An 18,532-nucleotide genomic window follows, 5' to 3' on the forward strand; every position below is an offset into this window, starting at 1 on the left:
GCTTGCCAGGAAATACCCATGCCTACCGCCTTGCACACTCACCGATTGGAACTGCATCAGTTGCTGCCGGCGCTGGTCGAGCAAGGGCTGATAAGCGCAGAGATGGCACATTCATTATCAACGCTGCCCGCCACCCGGCAGCACCCTCTTGAATGCATCGCAGCACAGGGGCTGTGCCTGGAAACCTTGACGCAATGGCTGGCCACGCACGTCGGGCAGCCTTATCTGCGTATCGACCCGCTCAAGATCGAGGTGACCACCGTGGTGCCGTTGATGTCCCATGCCTTTGCGCAACGCCATGGGATCCTGGCGGTGGCCGTGGATGCGCAGACCGTCACCGTCGCCAGCGCCCAGCCCCATGTCCGTGACTGGGAAGCCGGATTGGCACAGGTGCTCAAGCGCTCGATCAAGCGCGTGGTCGCCAACCCCAAGGCTATTGAGCGCTGCATTGGCGAGTTCTACCGGTTGGCCAGATCCGTCAGCGGCGCCGATCAAAAGGCGGCGGTGGCCGGCAACGTCGAACTGCTCAGCCTCGGCGCCAGCGATCAGGAGCCGGATGCCAATGACGCGCATATCGTCACCATCGTCGACTGGCTGTTGCAGTACGCTTTTGAGCAACGTGCCAGTGATATCCATATCGAACCCTGTCGCGACCAGGGCCGCGTGCGTTTTCGTATCGACGGGCTGCTGCACGATGTGTATCAGTTTCCGCCTCAGGTCACGATGGCGGTGGTCAGCCGCCTCAAGAGCCTGGGCCGGATGAATGTGGCAGAAAAGCGCAAACCCCAGGACGGCCGGGTCAAGACCAAAAGCCCGGCGGGCATAGAGGTGGAACTGCGCCTTTCGACCTTGCCGACGGCGTTTGGCGAAAAGTTGGTGATGCGGATTTTCGACCCGCAGGTGCTACTGAAAGATTTTGACCAGCTTGGTTTGTCAGATGACGACCAGCAACGTTGGCACGCCATGACCGGCCAGGCCAACGGCATCATTCTGGTCACAGGACCAACCGGCTCGGGCAAGACCAGCACCCTCTACGCCACGCTCAAGCAACTGGCAACCCGCGAGGTCAACCTGTGTACGGTGGAGGACCCGATCGAAATGATTGAACCTGCCTTCAACCAGATGCAAGTACAGCACAACATCGACCTGACCTTCGCCAGCGGCGTCCGCGCCCTGCTGCGCCAGGATCCGGACATCATCATGATCGGCGAGATCCGTGACCGGGAAACCGCAGAAATGGCGATCCAGGCTGCATTGACCGGGCACCTCGTACTGTCGACCCTGCACACCAATGATGCGCCCAGTGCTATCAGCCGGTTGCAGGAGCTGGGCATTGCTCATTATTTGATCAAAGCTACCCTTATAGGGGTGATGGCGCAGCGTCTGGTGCGGCTTTTATGCCCGCATTGCAAACGCGCGGTGGGTGCGCCGGGCACCGCGCACGAAGCTGTCGGCTGTGCAGACTGCCGTGACAGCGGTTATCGAGGCCGCGCCGGGCTCTACGAAATCATGCCGATGAACGAGGTGCTCAAGGCGCTGATCACCCCAGGTGCCGACGTGCAGGCTCTACGCCGGGCCTCACTTGGGCAAGGCATGCGCAGCCTGCGCATGGCCGGTATGGATAAAGTCAACGCCGGGCTGACCACTCTGGCAGAGGTATTACGGGTCACGCCTGGGGATTCAGAAACAAATGATTTGATTGTTGGCCCGTGAAACCGTCCTTATCCGTGATCAGGCCGTTACAATCGGCCACACGTCGCATCACTGACACCATCAGATAGGGAATCGCTATGCAGATCGGAACCGTACTGCTTCTTTTCGTGGGTTTGGCCGTGGCCATCCTGTTCATGGGCTTTAAAGTGGTGCCCCAGGGCTACCAGTGGACTGTCGAGCGTTTCGGCCGCTACACCAACACCCTCAAGCCCGGCCTTAACATCATTATTCCGATCATGGACCGCATCGGCCGCAAGCTGAACGTGATGGAAAGCGTGCTGGATATTCCACCGCAAGAAGTGATCACCGCCGACAACGCCACCGTGCAAATCGACGCCGTGTGCTTCTTCCAGGTGGTCAACACCGCCCAGGCCGCGTACGAGGTCAACAACCTCGAGCACGCCATCCGCAACCTGCTGCAAACCAACATCCGCACCGTGCTTGGCTCCATGGAGCTGGACGCCATGCTAAGCCAGCGCGACGGCATCAACGAAAAACTGCTGCGCACCGTGGACGAAGCCACAGCGCCGTGGGGTATCAAGATCACCCGCATCGAGATCAAGGACATCAGCCCGCCTGCCGACCTGATGGCCGCCATGTCCGGCCAGATGAAAGCCGAGCGGATCAAGCGCGCGCAAATCCTGGAAGCCGAAGGCCTGCGGGCATCGGCGATTCTGACTGCAGAAGGCAAGAAGCAGGCGCAGATCCTGGAAGCAGAAGGTGGGCGCCAAGCTGCGTTCCTGGAGTCTGAGGCCCGTGAGCGTCAGGCAGAGGCGGAAGCCCGCGCGACTCAAGTTGTCTCTGAAGCAATTGCCACCGGCAACGTGCAAGCCATCAACTACTTCGTCGCGCAAAAATACATCGATGCCTTGGGCAAACTGGCGTCGGCCAACAACAGCAAAGTCATTCTGATGCCGCTGGAAGCCAGCCAGGTGATTGGCGCCGTCGGTGGTATCGGCGAAATCGTCAAGGCAACCTTCGACAACAAGAAAGGCTGAGGCAACTGCCATGTGGGATTTCCTGCAGCATCTGTCGTTCTGGGATTGGCTGGCACTGGGTACGGTGTTACTGATTCTGGAAGTGTTCGGCGCCGGCGGTTACCTGCTGTGGATGGGCATCGCCGCTGCCGCTGTAGGCGTTATCAAGTTCCTGGTGCCGCCGCTCGGGCTGGAATGGCAACTGCTGCTGTTCGCTGTGCTGTCGATTTTGACCGCTGTCTATTGGTGGAAACGCCAACGCAGCAGCGCCAAGGTCAGTGACCAGCCGGGGCTGAACATGCGCGGCTCGGAGCTGATCGGCCGCACGTTTGTGGTGCACCAGGCCATCGTGGATGGCCGGGGCAAGATAAAAGTCGGTGATGGCGTGTGGATGGCGACTGGCGCGGACAGCCCCGTAGGCGCTCAAGTACGTGTCATTGGTCAGGACGGCGTGGTTTTACAGGTCGAAACTGTTTAGTCAGTGATGGAACTCGGTTGAGCTAACTACAATCAAACTGTTCAGATAACCCAGTCGGAGTCACCCATCATGCGTCTCAAATATGCTGTCGCAACCCTCGCTGTGCTTTCCCTTCCTGTCGGTTCAGCCATGGCCGACAGCTTTTGGCGTAATGTCATTTCATCGGGCGCCACTACCGGCTCGACGTACCTGACCTTCAAGGACCACAAGCTGGTGGTCGCCGCCCAGGACGACGCAGGCAGCTTTGTTGCCAGCGACGGCGGCATCCGCGGTCCGTACCTGGAAGCCGCCATGCAGAAAGTTCGCGCTGATAACCCAGGCCTCAAGGCCACCGATATGGAATTGGCCAACGCTATCCTCGCGAAAAATGCTGTGACCGAGTAAAGCGCCTATAAAAATGCCGCTCATTGAGAGCGGCATTTTTTTGCGCTGCTTTTACCTACGGTGACGCCACAAGAGTGACTAAACAGGAAAAGTCCTATCGACCACTTCGCCAAGGCAGCAACAAGCTATTGATTCCTTCTCACCAAGCGAATCGACCACCATGCAAAAACTGTCTTCCCTTCTACTGCTCGCCGCTTTCGCAACACCTTTTGCACAGGCAGAAGGCTGGTATGGCTCGGCCAAGCTCAACAGTGCCCGTCAGAATCTTTCCAGTTCATTGCTGACCAGCCCACGCGTTACGAATCAGATCGAAGCGCCGGACAGCAGCAAAGCCTTCACCGGCTCATTCGCCGCAGGTTACGCCTTTGCCGACGGGTGGCGACTGGAGGGGGAATACACCACGCGTAGCAGTTCGACATTCGATTCCTACTGGGCGCCCTTCAATGCCAACGTCAATCGCCTGGAAGTCGATAGCCAGCGCTGGATGCTCAACGGCTACAAAAACATTCCGATCAATGATTGGCTGTCGTTCTACGGCATGGCCGGTGTAGGTGTGGCGCAGATTGATGCCGAGGGTTACCAGGGCAACCCCAACCGCCAATTCGCCAGCAACCGTCAGTACAACTTCGCCTACAGCGTAGGCTTGGGCCTGGACGCCAAAGTCACTGAAAAACTCACCGTAGGCACCGGCTGGCGTTATGTGGACATGGGCCAGGTTGAGACCGGCTACAACACCTTCGTCAACCGGGCAAATGCCAAGGATGAACAGCTCAAAGGCAAGCTCAAAGAGCAAAACGTGTTTCTTGAAGCCCGTTTGTCCTTCTGACGCGCCAGCGAAAATGCCGCTTTTGCAGCGGCATTTTTTTGCTCGTAACATGACGATTCATTCACGTGTGACAGGCTATATTCAGTCGAACCGTGCAACCATGCGGTACTGATACGTCTACTACTCATCGCCTATCTGAAACGGATGCCTTCGTCGTTATGAGCCAACAGCCCTTTCTGCCGTTTTCCAAACCTACCATTGATGAAGCCACCATCTCGGCGGTCGGCGATGTACTGCGCTCGGGCTGGATCACCAGCGGGCCAAAAGTGCAGGCGTTCGAAGCACAGCTGTCGGAATACTTTGGCGGCCGCCCGGTGCGGACTTTCAACTCCGGCACCTGCACCATGGAAATTGCACTGCGCATCGCCGGGATCGGCCCAGGGGATGAAGTCATCACCACGCCGATCTCTTGGGTCGCCACTGCCAACGTCATTCTGGAAGTCGGCGCCACACCGGTATTTGCCGATATTGACCCGGTAACCCGCAATATCGACCTGGCCCAGGTAGAGGCGGCAATCACCCCACGTACCAAGGCGATCATCCCGGTGTATCTGGCGGGCCTGCCCCTGGACATGCCGATGCTGTATGCACTGGCCAACAAGTACAACCTGCGTATCGTCGAAGACGCCGCACAGGCACTGGGCTCCAGCTGGGATGGCGAACGCATTGGCGCAACCGGCGACTTCGTATCCTTCAGTTTTCAGGCCAACAAGAACATCACCTCTTCCGAGGGCGGTTGCCTGGTGTTGAACAATGCCGAAGAAGCCCGCCTGGCAGAGAAATATCGCCTGCAGGGCGTTACCCGCACGGGTTTCGACGGCCTGGACGTGGATGTGTTGGGCGGCAAGTTCAACATGACCGATATCGCCGCAGCCATCGGCCTGGGCCAGTTCGCTCATATCGAGAAAATCACCGCCCACCGCCAGAACCTGGCGCGCCACTACTTCAAATGCTTCGGCAGTGATTTTGAAGCGCAGTACGGCGCACAACTGCCGCCGGCAGACTTCGAAAACAGCAACTGGCACCTGTTCCAGCTGGTGTTGCCGGAGCGTCAGGATGGCAAGCCGGCACGTGCTACCTTCATGGAGCAGATGCAGGCGCATGGCGTCGGTATTGGCTATCACTACCCGCCAATTCACCTGCTGAGCCTGTATCGGGCACAGGGTTTCAAGGAAGGCATGTTCCCGGTATCGGAACGTGTTGGGCGTTTGATCGTATCGTTGCCGATGTTCACGGCGATGACAGAGGCAGACGTGGAGCGGTCGGTTGCGGCGGTTAAAGCCGTATTGAAAGCGGGTTAAGTACAGAATCCTGGCTTGCCACAATCAAGTGTGGGAGCTGGCTTGCCAGCTCCCACATTGATTTGTGCAGCGGCAACGCCCGGTGTTTACTCGCCGATGGCAGCTTTGTAGCCCGCAGCATCCAGCAGTTTTTCCAGATCAGCCGGGTTGCTTGGCTTGAGCTTGAAGATCCAGGCGCCGTAAGGGTCGGTGTTCAACAGCTCAGGGCTGCCACTCAGTTCCTCGTTGACGGCAATCACCTCGCCAGCAATCGGGGCGTAGATATCCGAAGCAGCCTTCACTGACTCAACCACGCCAGCCTGGCCTTCAGCTTCAAATTGGGCGCCAACTTCCGCCAGCTCAACAAACACCACATCACCCAACGCTTCCTGTGCATGGTCGGAAATCCCGACGGTCACAGTGCCGTCAGCTTCCAGACGGGCCCATTCGTGACTTTCGGCAAAACGCAGGTCAGCTGGGATATCGCTCATAATCTGTGTCCTCAAGAAGAAATGTCAGCGGCCTTCGGCCTGCCGGAAATAGTTAGATCAAGGTTTTGCCATGGCGTACGAAGGTCGGTTTGACCACTCGAACCGGGTACCACTTGCCGCGGATTTCCACTTCGGCCCGATCGGCAGTTGCCGTCGGTACGCGAGCCAGGGCAATGGATTTGCTCAGCGTAGGAGAGAAACTACCACTGGTGATCTCCCCTTCGCCAACATTGGCGATACGAACCACTTGGTGAGCGCGCAAAACCCCACGCTCCTCCAGTACCAGCCCGACCAATTTGTACTGCACACCCGCCGCCAGCTCTGCTTGCAGCGCGCTGCGGCCAATGAAGTTGCGACCTGCAGGTTCCCAGGCAATGCTCCAGGCCATGTTCGCCGCCAGGGGCGAAACATCCTGGTGGATGTCCTGGCCATACAGGTTCATGCCGGCTTCCAGACGTAGGGTATCGCGGGCGCCAAGGCCAATGGGTGAAATACCCGCGCCGACCAGGTCGTTGAAAAACCCCGGCGCCTGATCGGCAGGCAGGACAATCTCCAGGCCGTCTTCACCGGTATAGCCGGTACGGGCGATAAACCAGTCGCCGTCGGCTTGGCCTTCAAAAGGCTTGAGCTGATGAATCAGGGTGCCGCGCGACTGGGTGACCAACTCGGCGATTTTCTGCCGGGCGTGGGGCCCCTGAATGGCGAGCATGGCCAACTCGGGCCGCTCCTGCAGTTGCACCGAATAGTTGCCCAGTTGCGCCTGCATCCAGGCCATGTCCTGGTCGCGGGTGGCTGCGTTGACTACCAATCGGTAACCGGCTTCGGTGCGGTAGACGATCATGTCATCCACCACGCCGCCCTGCTCGTTGAGCATGGCGCTGTAGAGCGCACGGCCGCAGCCATGCAAACGGTCGACATCATTGGCCAGCAGGTGCTGGAGCCATTCCTTGGCCTGAGGGCCGGTGACATCGATCACGGTCATATGGGAGACATCAAACACCCCGCAGTCGCGTCGCACCTGATGGTGTTCTTCAACTTGCGAGCCATAGTGCAGAGGCATATCCCAACCGCCAAAATCGACCATTTTCGCGCCGAGGGCGAGATGCAGGTCATACAGAGGCGTACGCTGTCCCATGGGTTTCTCCTTCCGGGCTTGGCGAAGGTGCGCGGAGCTGCTGTTTGCGCTGAATGCCCCGAATTACAAGGCCTGCAGCCACGCCCAGCGACTCGCTCCGAAAGACGAAGCGCACCGAATGCCGCGCATTGTAGCCGCAAGCCGTAGGACTGGCACCTAACCGATTTGCCTCGCAGAGCGTCGGATTAGGCCGATGACCGGCAGCAGCCCCACCAGCACAAGGGTCAGCGCCGGCAACGAGGCTCGCGCCCATTCTCCTTCACTGGTCATTTCAAAGATGCGAACTGCCAGGGTGTCCCAGCCAAATGGGCGCATCAGCAAGGTTGCGGGCATTTCCTTGAGCACATCGACGAACACCAGCAACGCCGCGCTCAACGTTCCCGGCAGCAATAACGGCAGATACACTTTGCAAAACAGTCGTGGCCCGCTCACCCCGAGACTGCGTGCCGCTTCCGGCAACGACGGGCGGATTCGCGCCAGGCTGTTTTCCAACGGCCCGTAGGCCACCGCCAGAAAGCGCACCAGATAAGCCAGCACCAGCGCCGACAGGCTGCCCAGCAACAAGGGTTTGCCCGCGCCGCCCAGCCAGCCCGACAGCGGTACCACCAGCTCTCGGTCGAGGTAGCTGAACGCCAACATGATCGACACGGCCAATACCGAGCCCGGCAAGGCATAGCCGACGTTGGCCAGGCTGATACCGGAGCGAATCGCCCGGGTTGGCGCCAAACGATTCGCGAAGGCGAGTATCAACGCCACGCTGACCGTGATCAGTGCCGCAATGCCGCCTAAGTAAAGGGTGTGAACGATCAGGCCGGTGTAGCGCTCATCCAGATCGAAGCGGCCGCGCTGCCAGAACCAGGCGACCAGTTGCAGCATGGGAATGACAAAGGCGCAGGCGAACACCAACCCGCACCACGTGCTGGCCGCTGCCGCTTTGACCCCTCGCAGGTGATACAACGCCTGGCCCCGTGGCCGCTCGTTGCCTGGGCGGCTGGCACCGCGGGCTCGCCGTTCGCCGTACAGCACCAGCATCACCACCAGCAGCAACAGGCTGGCCAGTTGGGCAGCACTGGAAAGGCTGAAAAAGCCGTACCAGGTCTTGTAGATGGCGGTGGTGAAGGTGTCAAAATTGAACACCGAGACCGCGCCGAAATCCGCCAGGGTCTCCATCAAGGCCAGGGCCACGCCGGCTCCAATCGCCGGCCGTGCCATGGGCAGCGCGACGCGCCAGAACGCCTGCCAGGGCGATTGCCCGAGCACTCGCGCCGCTTCCATCAGACCTTTGCCCTGGGCAAGAAACGCCGTGCGCGCCAGCAGGTAGACGTAGGGGTAGAACACCAGCACCAACACGATAATCACGCCGCTGGTGGAGCGCACGCGCGGCAGTCGCAGGCCGGTGCCGAACCATTCACGCAGCAGGCTTTGCACCGGGCCAGCGAAATCCAGCAGGCCGACAAACACAAAGGCCAGTACGTAGGCGGGAATGGCAAAAGGCAGCATCAAGGCCCAATCGAGCCAGCGCCGCCCAGGAAACTCGCAGAGGCTGGTCAACCAGGCCAGGCTCACGCCCAGCAGCGTTACCCCGACGCCGACGCCCAGCACCAGCGTCAGGGTATTGCCCAGCAGGCGCGGCATCTGGGTTTCCCACAGGTGCGACCATATTTGCGCATCAATGCTTTGCCAGGACAGCAACAGCACGCTCAGCGGCAGCAGCACCAGGGCGGCGACGCTGAAGACCGGCAGGTACCAGCGGCGTTGGGCGGGGTGGGCCAAGGGCTAGCTCTCAAGGTGGTAAAAAAATCAAGGTGAATACAACGCAATGTGGGAGCTGGCTTGCCTGCGATAGCATCACCTCGGTGTGTCAGTTACACCTGGGTGATGCTATCGCAGGCAAGCCAGCTCCCACACAAGCCCGCTCCCACATTTAGTTCGGCGCTTGCCTGCAAATTGTAGTTAGTTCCAGCCGGCGCGATCCATCAGGCGGATAGCCTCGGCCTGGCGCTTGCCTGCCACTTCCACCGGCAAGGTATCGGCCACGAACTTGCCCCAGGTCGCCACTTCCGCCGATGGCGGCACCGCCGGGTTGGCCGGGAACTCCTGGTTCACGTCGGCAAAGATCTGCTGCGCTTCAGGCGTGGTCATCCACTCCACCAATGCCTTGGCGGCTTCCGGGTGCGGTGCGTGCTTAGTCAGGCCAATGCCCGACAGGTTCACATGCACGCCACGGTCGCCCTGGTTCGGCCAGAACAGTTTTACCGCCAAATCCGGCTTCTGCTTGTGCAGGCGGCCGTAGTAGTAGGTGTTGACGATGCCCACGTCGCATTGCCCGGCGTTGATCGCCTCCAGCACGGCGATGTCGTCGGAGAACACGTCGGTGGAGAGGTTGTTGACCCAGCCTTTGACGATTTCTTCGGTTTTGGCCGCGCCATGGGTTTCGATCAGGGTGGCGGTCAGCGACTGGTTGTAGACCTTTTTCGCCGTGCGCAGGCACAGGCGGCCTTCCCACTGTTTGTCGGCCAGGGCTTCGTAAGTGGTCAGGTCACCGGGTTTTACCCGGTCGGTGGAATAGGCGATGGTCCGCGCGCGCAGGCTCAAGCCGGTCCAGGCGTGGTTCGAGGAGCGGTATTGCAGCGGAATATTCTTGTCGATCACCGCCGAGGTGAACGGCTGCAGGATGCCCATTTGCTCAGCCTGCCAAAGGTTGCCGGCGTCGACGGTGAGCAACAGGTCGGCGGTGGCGTTCTCGCCTTCGGCCTTGATGCGCTGCATCAGCGGGGCTTCCTTGTCGGTGATGAACTTCACCTGCACGCCGGTCTTTTTGGTGTAGGCGTCGAACACCGGCTTGATCAGTTCGTCGATGCGCGAGGAGTAGACCACGACTTCGTCGGCTGCCTGCACGGTGGTGCTGCCGATAAGGGTGAGTGCCAGGGCAGTCAGGAGGCGCTTGGGTGCCAACATGGGTGCGGTCTCTCATTTGCAAAAAGAGGGCAAATGATAAGGACTCACATTTGGTAGCGCTTGGTGGAGGCGTTACGAGATGTTGCATAGCTGGAGTTTGTGCTGGGGCCAACGGCCCTATCGCGGCATGGGTATTTACACAAATATTGGCGTCTGGGGTGTTGGGCTGTTTTATCTTGGGGGCATATCCGTTATTTGGGTGATGGCTGAGTAGGGTTCCGCTCTTACAGCGGGTCACTTTTGGCAAACGCCCGGAATGCCGGCCCAGCCAAAAGTAACCAAAAGGTCTGTGCTCCACCACTCGGCACCTCGCTTAGGCTCGGTGTGCCCTCACTCCGGCTATCGTGGTTAACGGGGCGTCTCAGATCAAAACCAAAAGCAGAGCACGGCGGCCTGAAAGCCGACCTGAGTGGTTGAAGCAAAAGCCAGATCAAGTGCAAGTCAAAAGCCTATCTGAATACACTGAAGAACTGCTTTTCTGTGGGAGCTGGCTTGCCTGCGATGCAGACACCTTGGTGTATCAGGCACACCGAGTTGATGCCATCGCAGGCAAGCCAGCTCCCACCTTTGACCGAGTATGGCTCTGCTGTTGCTGTTGCTGTTGCTGTTGCTGTTGCTCCGGCCCTTACATCCTTTTCGATGACGAAGTCAGCGGTCTTTTGATCTGCGCTTTTGATCTTGATCTGAAATCGCCCCGTTAAACACGATGGCCGCAATTCGACAGGGATTTGGGGGGTAAACCGGCAGGGATGCCGGTTTAGCCGCGCTGGGCCAAGGATGGCCCATCGCGGCGGCCCCCCAAATCACTGGCGGATTGCGGGCATGCCGAGCCTAAGCGAGGCACCGAGTGTTGGGGCGAGGACCTTTTGGTTACTTTTGCGTCCTTGCAAAAGTGACCCGCTGTAAGAGCGGAACCATAGGCCGCCGTTACCGCAGCAACGGATATACACCCCACCCAACCGCCCGACCGCCCACCCTTCTGGTCAGACCGTTAACGTTGTGTAGATACCTATGGCCTTCGCGGGCAAGCCCGGCTCCCACAGGGTACTCAGGCGCCCTCAGGGTTTGGCCAGTTCCGGGAGGTCGCCGGTCAGGCCCAAGGCCTGGCGGACGAAGACGGCCTTGGCTTCGGGCATCTGGTCGACCATTTTCAGCCCGGCGTTGCGCAACCAGCGCAATGGCAGCTGGTCGGCCTGGAACAGGCGCTCAAAGCCTTCCATGGCCGCCATCAGCGCCAGGTTATGCGGCATGCGCCGACGTTCGTAGCGGCTCAGTACCTTTACATCAGCCAGGCGCTCACCGCGTTCGGTGGCTGCCAGCAGCACCTCGGCCAGCACCGCCGCATCGAGGAACCCCAGGTTCACGCCCTGCCCCGCCAGCGGGTGGATCACGTGGGCCGCGTCGCCGATCAACGCCAGGCCTTCTGCCACGTAGCGTTTGGCATGTCGCTGGCGCAATGGCACGCACACACGTGGATCGGCGCTGATCACCGAGCCAAGCCGCCCTTCAAAGGCGCGCTCCAGTTCACGGCAGAAGTTTTCATCGTCCAGCGCCATCAGGCGCTCGGACTCCGCCGGTGTGGTCGACCAGACGATCGAGCACCAATCTTCCTGCCCATCGCGCACTAACGGCAGAAACGCCAGCGGGCCAGTGTCGGTAAAACGCTGCCACGCCGTGCGCTGATGGGGTTGGCTGCTGCGCACGCTGGTGACGATGGCGTTATGCAAGTAATCCCACTCGCGGGTCGCGGTGCCGGTCAGGCGACGTACGGCGGAGTTGGCGCCATCGGCGGCGACCACTAGCGGTGCACGCAATTTACGCCCGTCCGCCAGGGTCAGCAGCCAGTCATCACCGGAGCGGCGCATCTGCTCCAGGCGGGCGTTGGCCAACAGGCCCAGGTCACAATCATGCAGACGGTCGAGCAGCGCGTCCTGAACCACGCGGTTCTCGACGATATGCCCGAGCACTTCCGCGTGCACACTGGCCGCCGAGAAGTGGATCTGCCCGGTGCCGCTGCCGTCCCACACTTGCATCTCGCCATAGGGGCTGGCGCGCCGCGACACAATGCCGTCCCACACGCCGAGGCGCTCAAGGATGCGCTGGCTGGCGGCCGACAAGGCACTCACCCGTGGCTCGAAGGCAGCCGTAGGGTCGAACGGTTTGACGCTCAGCGGGCTGCCGTCAAGCAGCAGCACCTGCAGGCCACTGCCCTGCAACGCCAGCGCCAGGGCGCTTCCGACCATTCCGGCCCCGACAATCAGCACATCTGCGCGCATGTCCATGCTTTAAGCCTGCTTTGCTGGCGGCTTGCGCCGCACGTAAAGGGTTTTGTCGACCCGCGCCACCAGGGTACCGGAGCCGTCATGAATCTCGACCTTGAGGTGAGGCAAGTATTTCTCGCCACCTTCGGTCTGCCGGCGAATCTCGTCCAGCAAGGCGTCGTCGATGGAAAATTCGGCGTACACCGGGCCTTTGCCCGGCGACACGAAGTCAATGCTCGCGGCCTTGTCCCACACGATGTAGTCGCGGCCCAGGTTCTCCATCAACAGCAACATGTAGAACGGGTCGACCATCGAGTACAGGCTGCCGCCAAATTGCGTGCCTACATAATTGCGGTTGTACCAACCCAGGCCCATGCGCACTTTGACATGACGAAAGTCAGCGCTCATGTGCTGCACGCTGATCCCCGCCCCGAGATAGGGCGGATAAAGGGTCATGACCCAACGCAACAGCCGCGCTTTACCCAAACGTTGGATCAACCACTTACGCATCGGGGCGCGTACCCAGGCCCATGGCCTGACGAGCGAACCAGCGTTTGGCCGGCGGTAGCAGGTCCAGACCTAGCAGGCCCATGTTGCGGCCCAAAGCCACTAATGGCTGGGCACTGCCAAACAGGCGCGTGACTTGATCGGAGAAACCCACCGTGAGCTTCTGGTCCAGATGCTGGCTTTCGCGGTAGCGCTGCAAGGTCGCCAAGTCGCCCGGCACCGCAGGCCCGGCCAACAAGGCTTCGGCCAAGGCATTGGCATCGCGCAGGGACAGGTTGAAACCCTGCCCGGCTATCGGGTGCAGGCTATGGGCGGCATTGCCGAGGATCGCCAGGTGCGAGCGCACTTGTTCTTCGGCTTCCACCAACGTCAGCGGGTACAGGTGCCGTGCGCCGACTTGCTTGAGGGTGCCCAGGCGGTAGCCGAACACGCCCTGCAGTTCGCTCAAGAAACTACGTTCATCGAGGTTGGCCAGGCGCTGGGCGTCCATGCCGATGCGCGTCCATACCAGCGCGCAGCGGTTGTCCGGCAACGGCAGCAGGGCCATCGGGCCTTCATCGGTAAAGCGCTCGAAGGCCTCGCCGTTGTGGGCTTCGCTTGGGGTGATGTTGGCGATCAGCGCGCTCTGGTTGTACGGGCGGGTTTTGACGCCAATACCCAGTTGCTCACGCAAACCGGAGCGGCCGCCATCGGCCAATACTGCAAGGTCGCATTCCAGCACGGTTTCATCGTTGAGGGTCAGGCGATAGCCGTCGGGCAGCGGCTCCATGCGCGTGACTTCCGCCGGGCAGCGCCAGCTCACCACCTCTTTGTCCAGGCCTTGCCACAGGCACTGGCCGAGCCAGGCGTTTTCCACCACATAGCCAAGGGCCGGCACGCCTTCTTCCATGGCGGACAAGCGCGCAGTGGAGAAACGCCCACGGTCAGACACGTGGATCTGTTTGATCGGCTCGGCACGGCGGGAGATGTCCTGCCACACACCCAGGCGCTGGTAGATCTGACGCGCACCGTAGGAGAGTGCCGAAGAACGTGCATCGTAGCTCGGCTGGTAAGTGTCGCCTGGCGCAAATGGCTCGATCAGCACGATCTTCCAACCCCGTGCCTTGGCACCGGCCTGCAACGCTAACGCCAGGCTGGCGCCCACCAGGCCGCCGCCGATAATCGCCAGGTTGACCCGGCTCATCGGGCTGCCGCCATCAGCGCTTCGATCTCGGCGACGGTTTTGGGGACGCCGCCGGTCAGAATCTCACAGCCTTGCTTGGTCACTATCACGTCGTCCTCGATGCGTACGCCAATGCCACGCCATTTCTTTGCCACGTTCTGGTTGTCCGGCGAAATATAAATGCCCGGCTCCACGGTCAACGCCATGCCGACTTCCAGCACACGCCATTCACCGCCCACTTTGTATTCGCCCACATCATGCACATCCATGCCCAGCCAGTGGCCAGCGCGGTGCATATAAAAGGCACGGTAGGCTTCGCTGGCGATCAATTCGTCGACGTCGCCCTGCAACAAGCCCAACTTCACCAGCCCGGCGGTGATGACCTGCACGGTCGCCTCGTGGGCCTGGTTCCAGTGTTTGTTCGGCGCGATCTCGGCGAAAGCGGCTTCCTGGGAGGCCAGCACAATCTCGTAGATCGCCTTTTGTTCGGGCGAAAACTTGCCGCTGACCGGCCACGTGCGGGTGATGTCGCTGGCGTAGCAGTCAATCTCGCAACCGGCGTCGATCAGTACCAGGTCGCCGTCCTTGAGCAGCGCGTCATTCTGCTGGTAGTGCAAGATGCAGCTGTTGCGCCCGGCGGCAACGATGGAGCCATAGGCCGGCATTTTCGCGCCGCCCTTGCGGAACTCGTAATCCAGCTCCGCTTCGAGGCTGAACTCATACAGCCCGGCGCGGCTGGCCTGCATCGCCTTGACGTGAGCCGCGCAGGAAATCCGCGCGGCCTCGCGCATCACCTTCACTTCTGCCGCCGATTTATACAGGCGCATGTCGTGAAGCAGATGATCCAGGGCAACAAATTCGTTCGGCGGCTGGGCGCCCAAGTGCGCTTTGGAGCGGATCACGTTGATCCATTCCATCACATGCCGATCGAATTCGGCGTTGCTGCCCATGGCCGAATACACTCGGTCGCGGCCTTCGATCAGGCCGGGCAGGATGTCGTCGATATCGGTGATGGGGAACGCATCGTCAGCGCCAAAGTCGCGAATTGCGCCTTCGGTGCCGGCGCGCAGGCCGTCCCATAATTCACGTTCGGCATTGCGTTCGCGGCAGAACAGCACGTACTCGCCATGCTGACGACCGGGCATCAGCACGATCACAGCTTCAGGTTCAGGGAAGCCGCTCAGGTACTGGAAGTCGCTGTCCTGACGGTAGACGTGTTCGACATCCCGGTTGCGGATGGCCACAGCGGCAGCCGGCAGGATCGCGATGCTGTTGGGTTCCATCTGCGCCATGAGCGCCTTGCGGCGACGGGTGTATTCCGCTTTCGGGATATGAATCATGGGCAGATGGGCTTCCTTGCTTAGTGCAGCGACGGCTTGGCGGCGGCTGGTTCAGCGGACTTTTTGGTCTCGGTGAACAGCAGCAGCGGCGCAACGCGCAGGTATTCCATCACTTCCATATAGTCGCCTTCGCCGTCCTCGGACTCTTCCAGGGCATCTTGCACCTGGGAGATAGCAGCCAAGTCTTGCAACACTTCTTTAGCGTCGGTGCTCAGCTCCAGGCCGCCGGCGTTCACGCCAAAGCCGTGCAGGAAGCCTTGGCACCATTGGCCCAATGCGGCGGCGCGTTCGGTGAGCGGCGCGTCGTCGGTCGGCAGCAGCAGGACCACAGTGACGTCATCACCGGTCAGCTCGCCTTTGACCATCTCTTGCAGACCGATCAGCGCGTTACGCACGTTGTCGGTAGGTTCGGTTTCCAGCAGCTCGGCCACATCGGCCAGCCAGTTGTCGGCATCGAAGCCAACGCCCGTGCAGCTGCGGCCCAACAGCACGCCGTGCAGTTCGGCAGGCGAGCATGGATGACCGCTGGTGCTCAGCAGTTTGGAAAAAGCGTCGTACGGGGAGTTCTGAATAGGCATGGTGAGCTAGGCGCCAGACGGCGCAATGTCTAGAATGAAGCGCTGTATCCTAGCACCGGCAGACGTACCAAGACTATCGAGGGCGTCAGATCGTTTATCCTGAAGTTGCCATTCATCAGACAAATCCAGTGGAACCCAATGGAAGACACCGACCTGCAAGCGCTGATGGCCAGACTCGAACTGCTAATTGATCGGGTCGAGCAACTTAAGAGTCAAAACGGACTCCTATTAGCTCAGGAAAAGACCTGGCGCGAGGAACGCGCTCACCTCATTGAAAAAAACGAAATCGCCCGGCGTAAGGTCGAATCGATGATTTCGCGCCTGAAGGCCCTGGAGCAAGACTCATGAGTTCAAGCAATAGCGTTACCGTGCAGATCCTCGACAAAGAATATTCGATCATCTGCCCTCAGGAAGAACGCAGCAATCTGGTGAGTGCTGCCCGCTATCTGGATGGCAAGATGCGTGAAATCCGCAGCAGCGGCAAAGTCATCGGCGCCGACCGTATCGCCGTGATGGCCGCACTGAACATTACCCACGATCTGCTGCATAAGCAGGAACGGCCTGACGTGCAGGCCAGCGGCTCGACACGTGAGCAGGTGCGTGACCTGCTCGAACGCGTGGATCTGGCACTTTCTACCGATCCAGAGCCACCCAAGGGCTGATTGACGCGTCTGTTTAAGGTATACTCGCCCCACTCCCTGGCGTGTTTGCCAGTCGGCGATGTCCCTGAGCCGATTCGCACTACCCTGGAAGTTGCACGTTGGGCTGGTGTGCATGTCCGCTAGACGGAAAGCCTTAAAGCCTACTGCATCTTCCACCTTGAACTTTCGGGTTCAAGGGCTAAGTCGACAGCGGCTCTGTCGGGGAGCCTGAATTCCCAAACTCAATGCCAGTCTTAGGACTGGCATTGTTTTATGAGCCGAACAACCATGACCGAACCTGCGCCGCTTTCCCGTCCGCAACTTCGACGCATGTTGCGCAAAGCCCGCCGCGCCCTTACGCCGAGCGAGCAGCGCAAGGCCGCCCACGGCCTGTATCGGCAACTGGCACAGCACCCGCTGTTTCGCCGGGCCAAACATATTTCTTTATACCTACCCACGGACGGTGAAATCGATCCGCGCCTGCTGCTGCGCGCTGCCCAGCGCCGGGGCAAGGCCACTTATCTGCCGGTGCTCAGTGCCTGGCCGCGAACCAAAATGGTGTTCCAGCGCGTGCGGCCTGGGGATAAGTTATTACCCAACCGCTTTCGCATCCTCGAGCCGCACGTAAATGCCAACCGCCAACGCAACGTTTGGGCGCTGGACCTGGTGCTGTTGCCGCTGGTGGGTTTCGATGATGTGGGTGGGCGACTGGGCATGGGCGGTGGGTTTTATGACCGCAGCCTGGCCTACCTCGCTCGGCGCAAGAACTGGCGCAAGCCGACGCTATTGGGCCTGGCCCATGAATGCCAGAAGGTCGAACGTTTGGCGCAGGCGAGCTGGGACGTGCCATTAGCGGGCACCGTCACCGATAAAAAATGGTATGTCGCAGAAACGTCGCTGGAACCAGCGACGCCTTGAAAAGGTGTTAACGCTTGAACGGTTGTGGCTGCTGCTGAGCCAGTTCAGCAGGTGCATCAGTCTTGTTCGACCACAAGCTCTGGGCATACCCGGTGGTCACGACGCCCAGACCAAACAAAATAACCAAAATCCATAGTAAATCCGGTTTACGTTGCATCGATTGCCCCCCTTCAGGCATCTCGTACACGATGACAACAACGTTCCAAAGTAGTCCGTTGCAGCTGCGCCAAGCTTAAAAGCGGGCATTCTGCGGTAACGTGAACCAACACGCAAACCTTGACGCCAACCGACTGTCGGTTTGTCATGGAATTGCCTGACAACTTGCCCAATGCCTTTTTCAGGAGCCCCAAAATGGCCTACTGGCTGATGAAATCCGAGCCCGACGAACTGTCCATCAAAGGCCTGGAAACGCTCGGTGAAACGCGCTGGGACGGCGTGCGCAATTACCAGGCACGCAACTTTCTGCGAGCCATGGCCGTTGGCGATGAATTTTTCTTCTACCACTCCAGCTGCCCTGAGCCGGGCATTGCCGGTATCGGCAAAATTGTCGAGGCTGCCTATCCGGACCCAACCGCGCTGGAACCCGAAAGCCACTATTTCGATGCCAAAGCCACGCCGGAGAAAAACCCGTGGACGGCACTCAACGTAGCCCACGTTGAGACATTTCCCAAGGTGCTGGGCCTTGGCTACCTGAAACAACAAACTGCCCTCGCCGAATTACCGCTGGTGCAAAAAGGCAGCCGATTGTCAGTGATGCCGGTGACGGCCGAACAATGGGCAGCGGTGCTCGCCCTGCGCTGAACAGGCAGAACCCTGCGGTCACACCCGTGGTGCATGCATCTGCACGCCAAGCGGGTTAGGCTTGCGCTTCATTTGACCGGTA

Annotated in this window: 20 protein-coding genes and 1 other RNA gene; 11 read left to right on the top strand and 10 right to left on the bottom strand. The window is 60.1% G+C overall.

Annotated elements, in window-relative coordinates; translation table 11 throughout:
* Positions 1-18 precede the first annotated feature (18 nt).
* From P5706_RS31485 to P5706_RS31510, 6 genes are all read left to right on the top strand, one after another.
* A complete protein-coding gene (locus P5706_RS31485) occupies positions 19-1,713 on the top strand; it encodes a GspE/PulE family protein (RefSeq protein WP_285684326.1) in 1,695 nt (564 codons plus the stop codon).
* Positions 1,714-1,790: 77 nt separating this feature from the next.
* On the top strand, positions 1,791-2,711 hold the full coding sequence (locus P5706_RS31490; protein ID WP_200430500.1) for an SPFH domain-containing protein: 921 nt from the start codon (positions 1,791-1,793) through the stop codon (positions 2,709-2,711).
* Between the two features lie 10 nt (positions 2,712-2,721).
* Positions 2,722-3,168 carry an NfeD family protein gene (locus P5706_RS31495; protein ID WP_200430501.1) on the top strand — a complete coding sequence of 149 codons (447 nt, stop codon included), beginning with the start codon at positions 2,722-2,724 and terminating at the stop codon, positions 3,166-3,168.
* Between the two features lie 69 nt (positions 3,169-3,237).
* Positions 3,238-3,552: a DUF2388 domain-containing protein gene (locus tag P5706_RS31500; protein ID WP_043046966.1), complete on the top strand. Its 315-nt coding sequence runs from the start codon at positions 3,238-3,240 to the stop codon at positions 3,550-3,552.
* A gap of 160 nt (positions 3,553-3,712) precedes the next feature.
* Positions 3,713-4,378 carry an outer membrane protein gene (locus tag P5706_RS31505; RefSeq protein WP_200430502.1) on the top strand — a complete coding sequence of 222 codons (666 nt, stop codon included), beginning with the start codon at positions 3,713-3,715 and terminating at the stop codon, positions 4,376-4,378.
* A gap of 158 nt (positions 4,379-4,536) precedes the next feature.
* On the top strand, positions 4,537-5,679 hold the full coding sequence (locus P5706_RS31510; protein WP_056860748.1) for a DegT/DnrJ/EryC1/StrS family aminotransferase: 1,143 nt from the start codon (positions 4,537-4,539) through the stop codon (positions 5,677-5,679).
* 86 nt (positions 5,680-5,765) lie between these two features.
* Here the strand turns inward: P5706_RS31510 and gcvH are convergent, their stop codons facing one another.
* From gcvH to P5706_RS31555, 9 genes are all read right to left on the bottom strand, one after another.
* Entirely contained in the window at positions 5,766-6,149 is a 384-nt protein-coding gene (gene gcvH, locus P5706_RS31515; RefSeq protein WP_017135276.1) for a glycine cleavage system protein GcvH, read from the bottom strand.
* A 52-nt stretch (positions 6,150-6,201) separates the two neighbouring features.
* Positions 6,202-7,284, bottom strand: coding sequence for a glycine cleavage system aminomethyltransferase GcvT (gcvT, locus tag P5706_RS31520; RefSeq protein ID WP_200430504.1), 1,083 nt, complete (start codon positions 7,282-7,284; stop codon positions 6,202-6,204).
* A 156-nt stretch (positions 7,285-7,440) separates the two neighbouring features.
* Positions 7,441-9,057: an ABC transporter permease gene (locus P5706_RS31525; RefSeq protein WP_285684332.1), complete on the bottom strand. Its 1,617-nt coding sequence runs from the start codon at positions 9,055-9,057 to the stop codon at positions 7,441-7,443.
* 180 nt (positions 9,058-9,237) lie between these two features.
* Positions 9,238-10,242: an extracellular solute-binding protein gene (locus tag P5706_RS31530; RefSeq protein ID WP_017135273.1), complete on the bottom strand. Its 1,005-nt coding sequence runs from the start codon at positions 10,240-10,242 to the stop codon at positions 9,238-9,240.
* A 1,058-nt stretch (positions 10,243-11,300) separates the two neighbouring features.
* Positions 11,301-12,518, bottom strand: a complete 1,218-nt coding sequence (locus P5706_RS31535) for a 2-octaprenyl-3-methyl-6-methoxy-1,4-benzoquinol hydroxylase (protein ID WP_285684951.1) — start codon at positions 12,516-12,518, stop codon at positions 11,301-11,303.
* 9 nt (positions 12,519-12,527) lie between these two features.
* On the bottom strand, positions 12,528-13,013 hold the full coding sequence (locus P5706_RS31540) for a DUF4442 domain-containing protein (RefSeq protein ID WP_017135271.1): 486 nt from the start codon (positions 13,011-13,013) through the stop codon (positions 12,528-12,530).
* Positions 13,006-14,193, bottom strand: a complete 1,188-nt coding sequence (gene ubiH, locus P5706_RS31545) for a 2-octaprenyl-6-methoxyphenyl hydroxylase (RefSeq protein ID WP_219269957.1) — start codon at positions 14,191-14,193, stop codon at positions 13,006-13,008. The genes P5706_RS31540 and ubiH overlap by 8 nt, the downstream gene beginning before the upstream one ends.
* The gene (pepP, locus tag P5706_RS31550; RefSeq protein ID WP_138813380.1) at positions 14,190-15,512 is read right to left on the bottom strand and encodes a Xaa-Pro aminopeptidase; all 1,323 of its coding nucleotides are present in this window, start codon (positions 15,510-15,512) and stop codon (positions 14,190-14,192) included. Before pepP ends, ubiH begins: the two co-directional genes overlap by 4 nt.
* A 20-nt stretch (positions 15,513-15,532) precedes the next feature.
* Positions 15,533-16,090 (bottom strand): YecA/YgfB family protein, encoded by a 558-nt coding sequence (locus P5706_RS31555; protein ID WP_285684334.1) that lies wholly within the window; start codon positions 16,088-16,090, stop codon positions 15,533-15,535.
* A 138-nt stretch (positions 16,091-16,228) separates the two neighbouring features.
* Here P5706_RS31555 and P5706_RS31560 point away from each other — a divergent pair, with 138 nt between their 5' ends.
* From P5706_RS31560 to P5706_RS31575, 4 genes are all read left to right on the top strand, one after another.
* A complete protein-coding gene (locus P5706_RS31560) occupies positions 16,229-16,438 on the top strand; it encodes a TIGR02449 family protein (RefSeq protein WP_003177365.1) in 210 nt (69 codons plus the stop codon).
* Positions 16,435-16,752 (top strand): cell division protein ZapA, encoded by a 318-nt coding sequence (locus tag P5706_RS31565; protein ID WP_065931843.1) that lies wholly within the window; start codon positions 16,435-16,437, stop codon positions 16,750-16,752. The genes P5706_RS31560 and P5706_RS31565 overlap by 4 nt, the downstream gene beginning before the upstream one ends.
* A gap of 30 nt (positions 16,753-16,782) precedes the next feature.
* Positions 16,783-16,961: non-coding RNA, 6S RNA (ssrS, locus tag P5706_RS31570), on the top strand.
* Between the two features lie 58 nt (positions 16,962-17,019).
* Positions 17,020-17,649 carry a 5-formyltetrahydrofolate cyclo-ligase gene (locus P5706_RS31575; protein WP_058421183.1) on the top strand — a complete coding sequence of 210 codons (630 nt, stop codon included), beginning with the start codon at positions 17,020-17,022 and terminating at the stop codon, positions 17,647-17,649.
* 7 nt (positions 17,650-17,656) lie between these two features.
* Here P5706_RS31575 and P5706_RS31580 read toward each other — a convergent pair whose 3' ends face one another.
* Positions 17,657-17,806, bottom strand: coding sequence for a hypothetical protein (locus P5706_RS31580; protein WP_285684340.1), 150 nt, complete (start codon positions 17,804-17,806; stop codon positions 17,657-17,659).
* 194 nt (positions 17,807-18,000) lie between these two features.
* Here P5706_RS31580 and P5706_RS31585 point away from each other — a divergent pair, with 194 nt between their 5' ends.
* A complete protein-coding gene (locus tag P5706_RS31585; protein ID WP_200433071.1) occupies positions 18,001-18,450 on the top strand; it encodes an EVE domain-containing protein in 450 nt (149 codons plus the stop codon).
* The last annotated feature ends 82 nt before the right edge of the window (positions 18,451-18,532 follow it).

The sequence above is a fragment of the Pseudomonas sp. ChxA genome, assembly GCF_030263855.1.
Taxonomy (GTDB): Bacteria; Pseudomonadota; Gammaproteobacteria; order Pseudomonadales; family Pseudomonadaceae; genus Aquipseudomonas; species Aquipseudomonas fluorescens_CB.

Bases quoted from the DNA above. Each gene is read 5' to 3' on its own strand.
- P5706_RS31490 (WP_200430500.1), top strand. From the start codon at position 1,791: ATGCAGATCGGAACCGTACTGCTTCTTTTCGTGGGTTTGGCCGTGGCC.
- P5706_RS31535 (WP_285684951.1), bottom strand. From the start codon at position 12,518: ATGCGCGCAGATGTGCTGATTGTCGGGGCCGGAATGGTCGGAAGCGCC.
- P5706_RS31575 (WP_058421183.1), top strand. From the start codon at position 17,020: ATGACCGAACCTGCGCCGCTTTCCCGTCCGCAACTTCGACGCATGTTG.
- P5706_RS31565 (WP_065931843.1), top strand. From the start codon at position 16,435: ATGAGTTCAAGCAATAGCGTTACCGTGCAGATCCTCGACAAAGAATAT.
- P5706_RS31585 (WP_200433071.1), top strand. From the start codon at position 18,001: ATGGCCTACTGGCTGATGAAATCCGAGCCCGACGAACTGTCCATCAAA.
- P5706_RS31580 (WP_285684340.1), bottom strand. From the start codon at position 17,806: ATGCAACGTAAACCGGATTTACTATGGATTTTGGTTATTTTGTTTGGT.
- P5706_RS31510 (WP_056860748.1), top strand. From the start codon at position 4,537: ATGAGCCAACAGCCCTTTCTGCCGTTTTCCAAACCTACCATTGATGAA.
- P5706_RS31560 (WP_003177365.1), top strand. From the start codon at position 16,229: ATGGAAGACACCGACCTGCAAGCGCTGATGGCCAGACTCGAACTGCTA.
- P5706_RS31530 (WP_017135273.1), bottom strand. From the start codon at position 10,242: ATGTTGGCACCCAAGCGCCTCCTGACTGCCCTGGCACTCACCCTTATC.
- P5706_RS31495 (WP_200430501.1), top strand. From the start codon at position 2,722: ATGTGGGATTTCCTGCAGCATCTGTCGTTCTGGGATTGGCTGGCACTG.
- gcvH (WP_017135276.1), bottom strand. From the start codon at position 6,149: ATGAGCGATATCCCAGCTGACCTGCGTTTTGCCGAAAGTCACGAATGG.
- ubiH (WP_219269957.1), bottom strand. From the start codon at position 14,193: ATGAGCCGGGTCAACCTGGCGATTATCGGCGGCGGCCTGGTGGGCGCC.
- gcvT (WP_200430504.1), bottom strand. From the start codon at position 7,284: ATGGGACAGCGTACGCCTCTGTATGACCTGCATCTCGCCCTCGGCGCG.
- P5706_RS31500 (WP_043046966.1), top strand. From the start codon at position 3,238: ATGCGTCTCAAATATGCTGTCGCAACCCTCGCTGTGCTTTCCCTTCCT.
- P5706_RS31485 (WP_285684326.1), top strand. From the start codon at position 19: ATGCCTACCGCCTTGCACACTCACCGATTGGAACTGCATCAGTTGCTG.
- pepP (WP_138813380.1), bottom strand. From the start codon at position 15,512: ATGATTCATATCCCGAAAGCGGAATACACCCGTCGCCGCAAGGCGCTC.
- P5706_RS31505 (WP_200430502.1), top strand. From the start codon at position 3,713: ATGCAAAAACTGTCTTCCCTTCTACTGCTCGCCGCTTTCGCAACACCT.
- P5706_RS31540 (WP_017135271.1), bottom strand. From the start codon at position 13,013: ATGCGTAAGTGGTTGATCCAACGTTTGGGTAAAGCGCGGCTGTTGCGT.
- P5706_RS31555 (WP_285684334.1), bottom strand. From the start codon at position 16,090: ATGCCTATTCAGAACTCCCCGTACGACGCTTTTTCCAAACTGCTGAGC.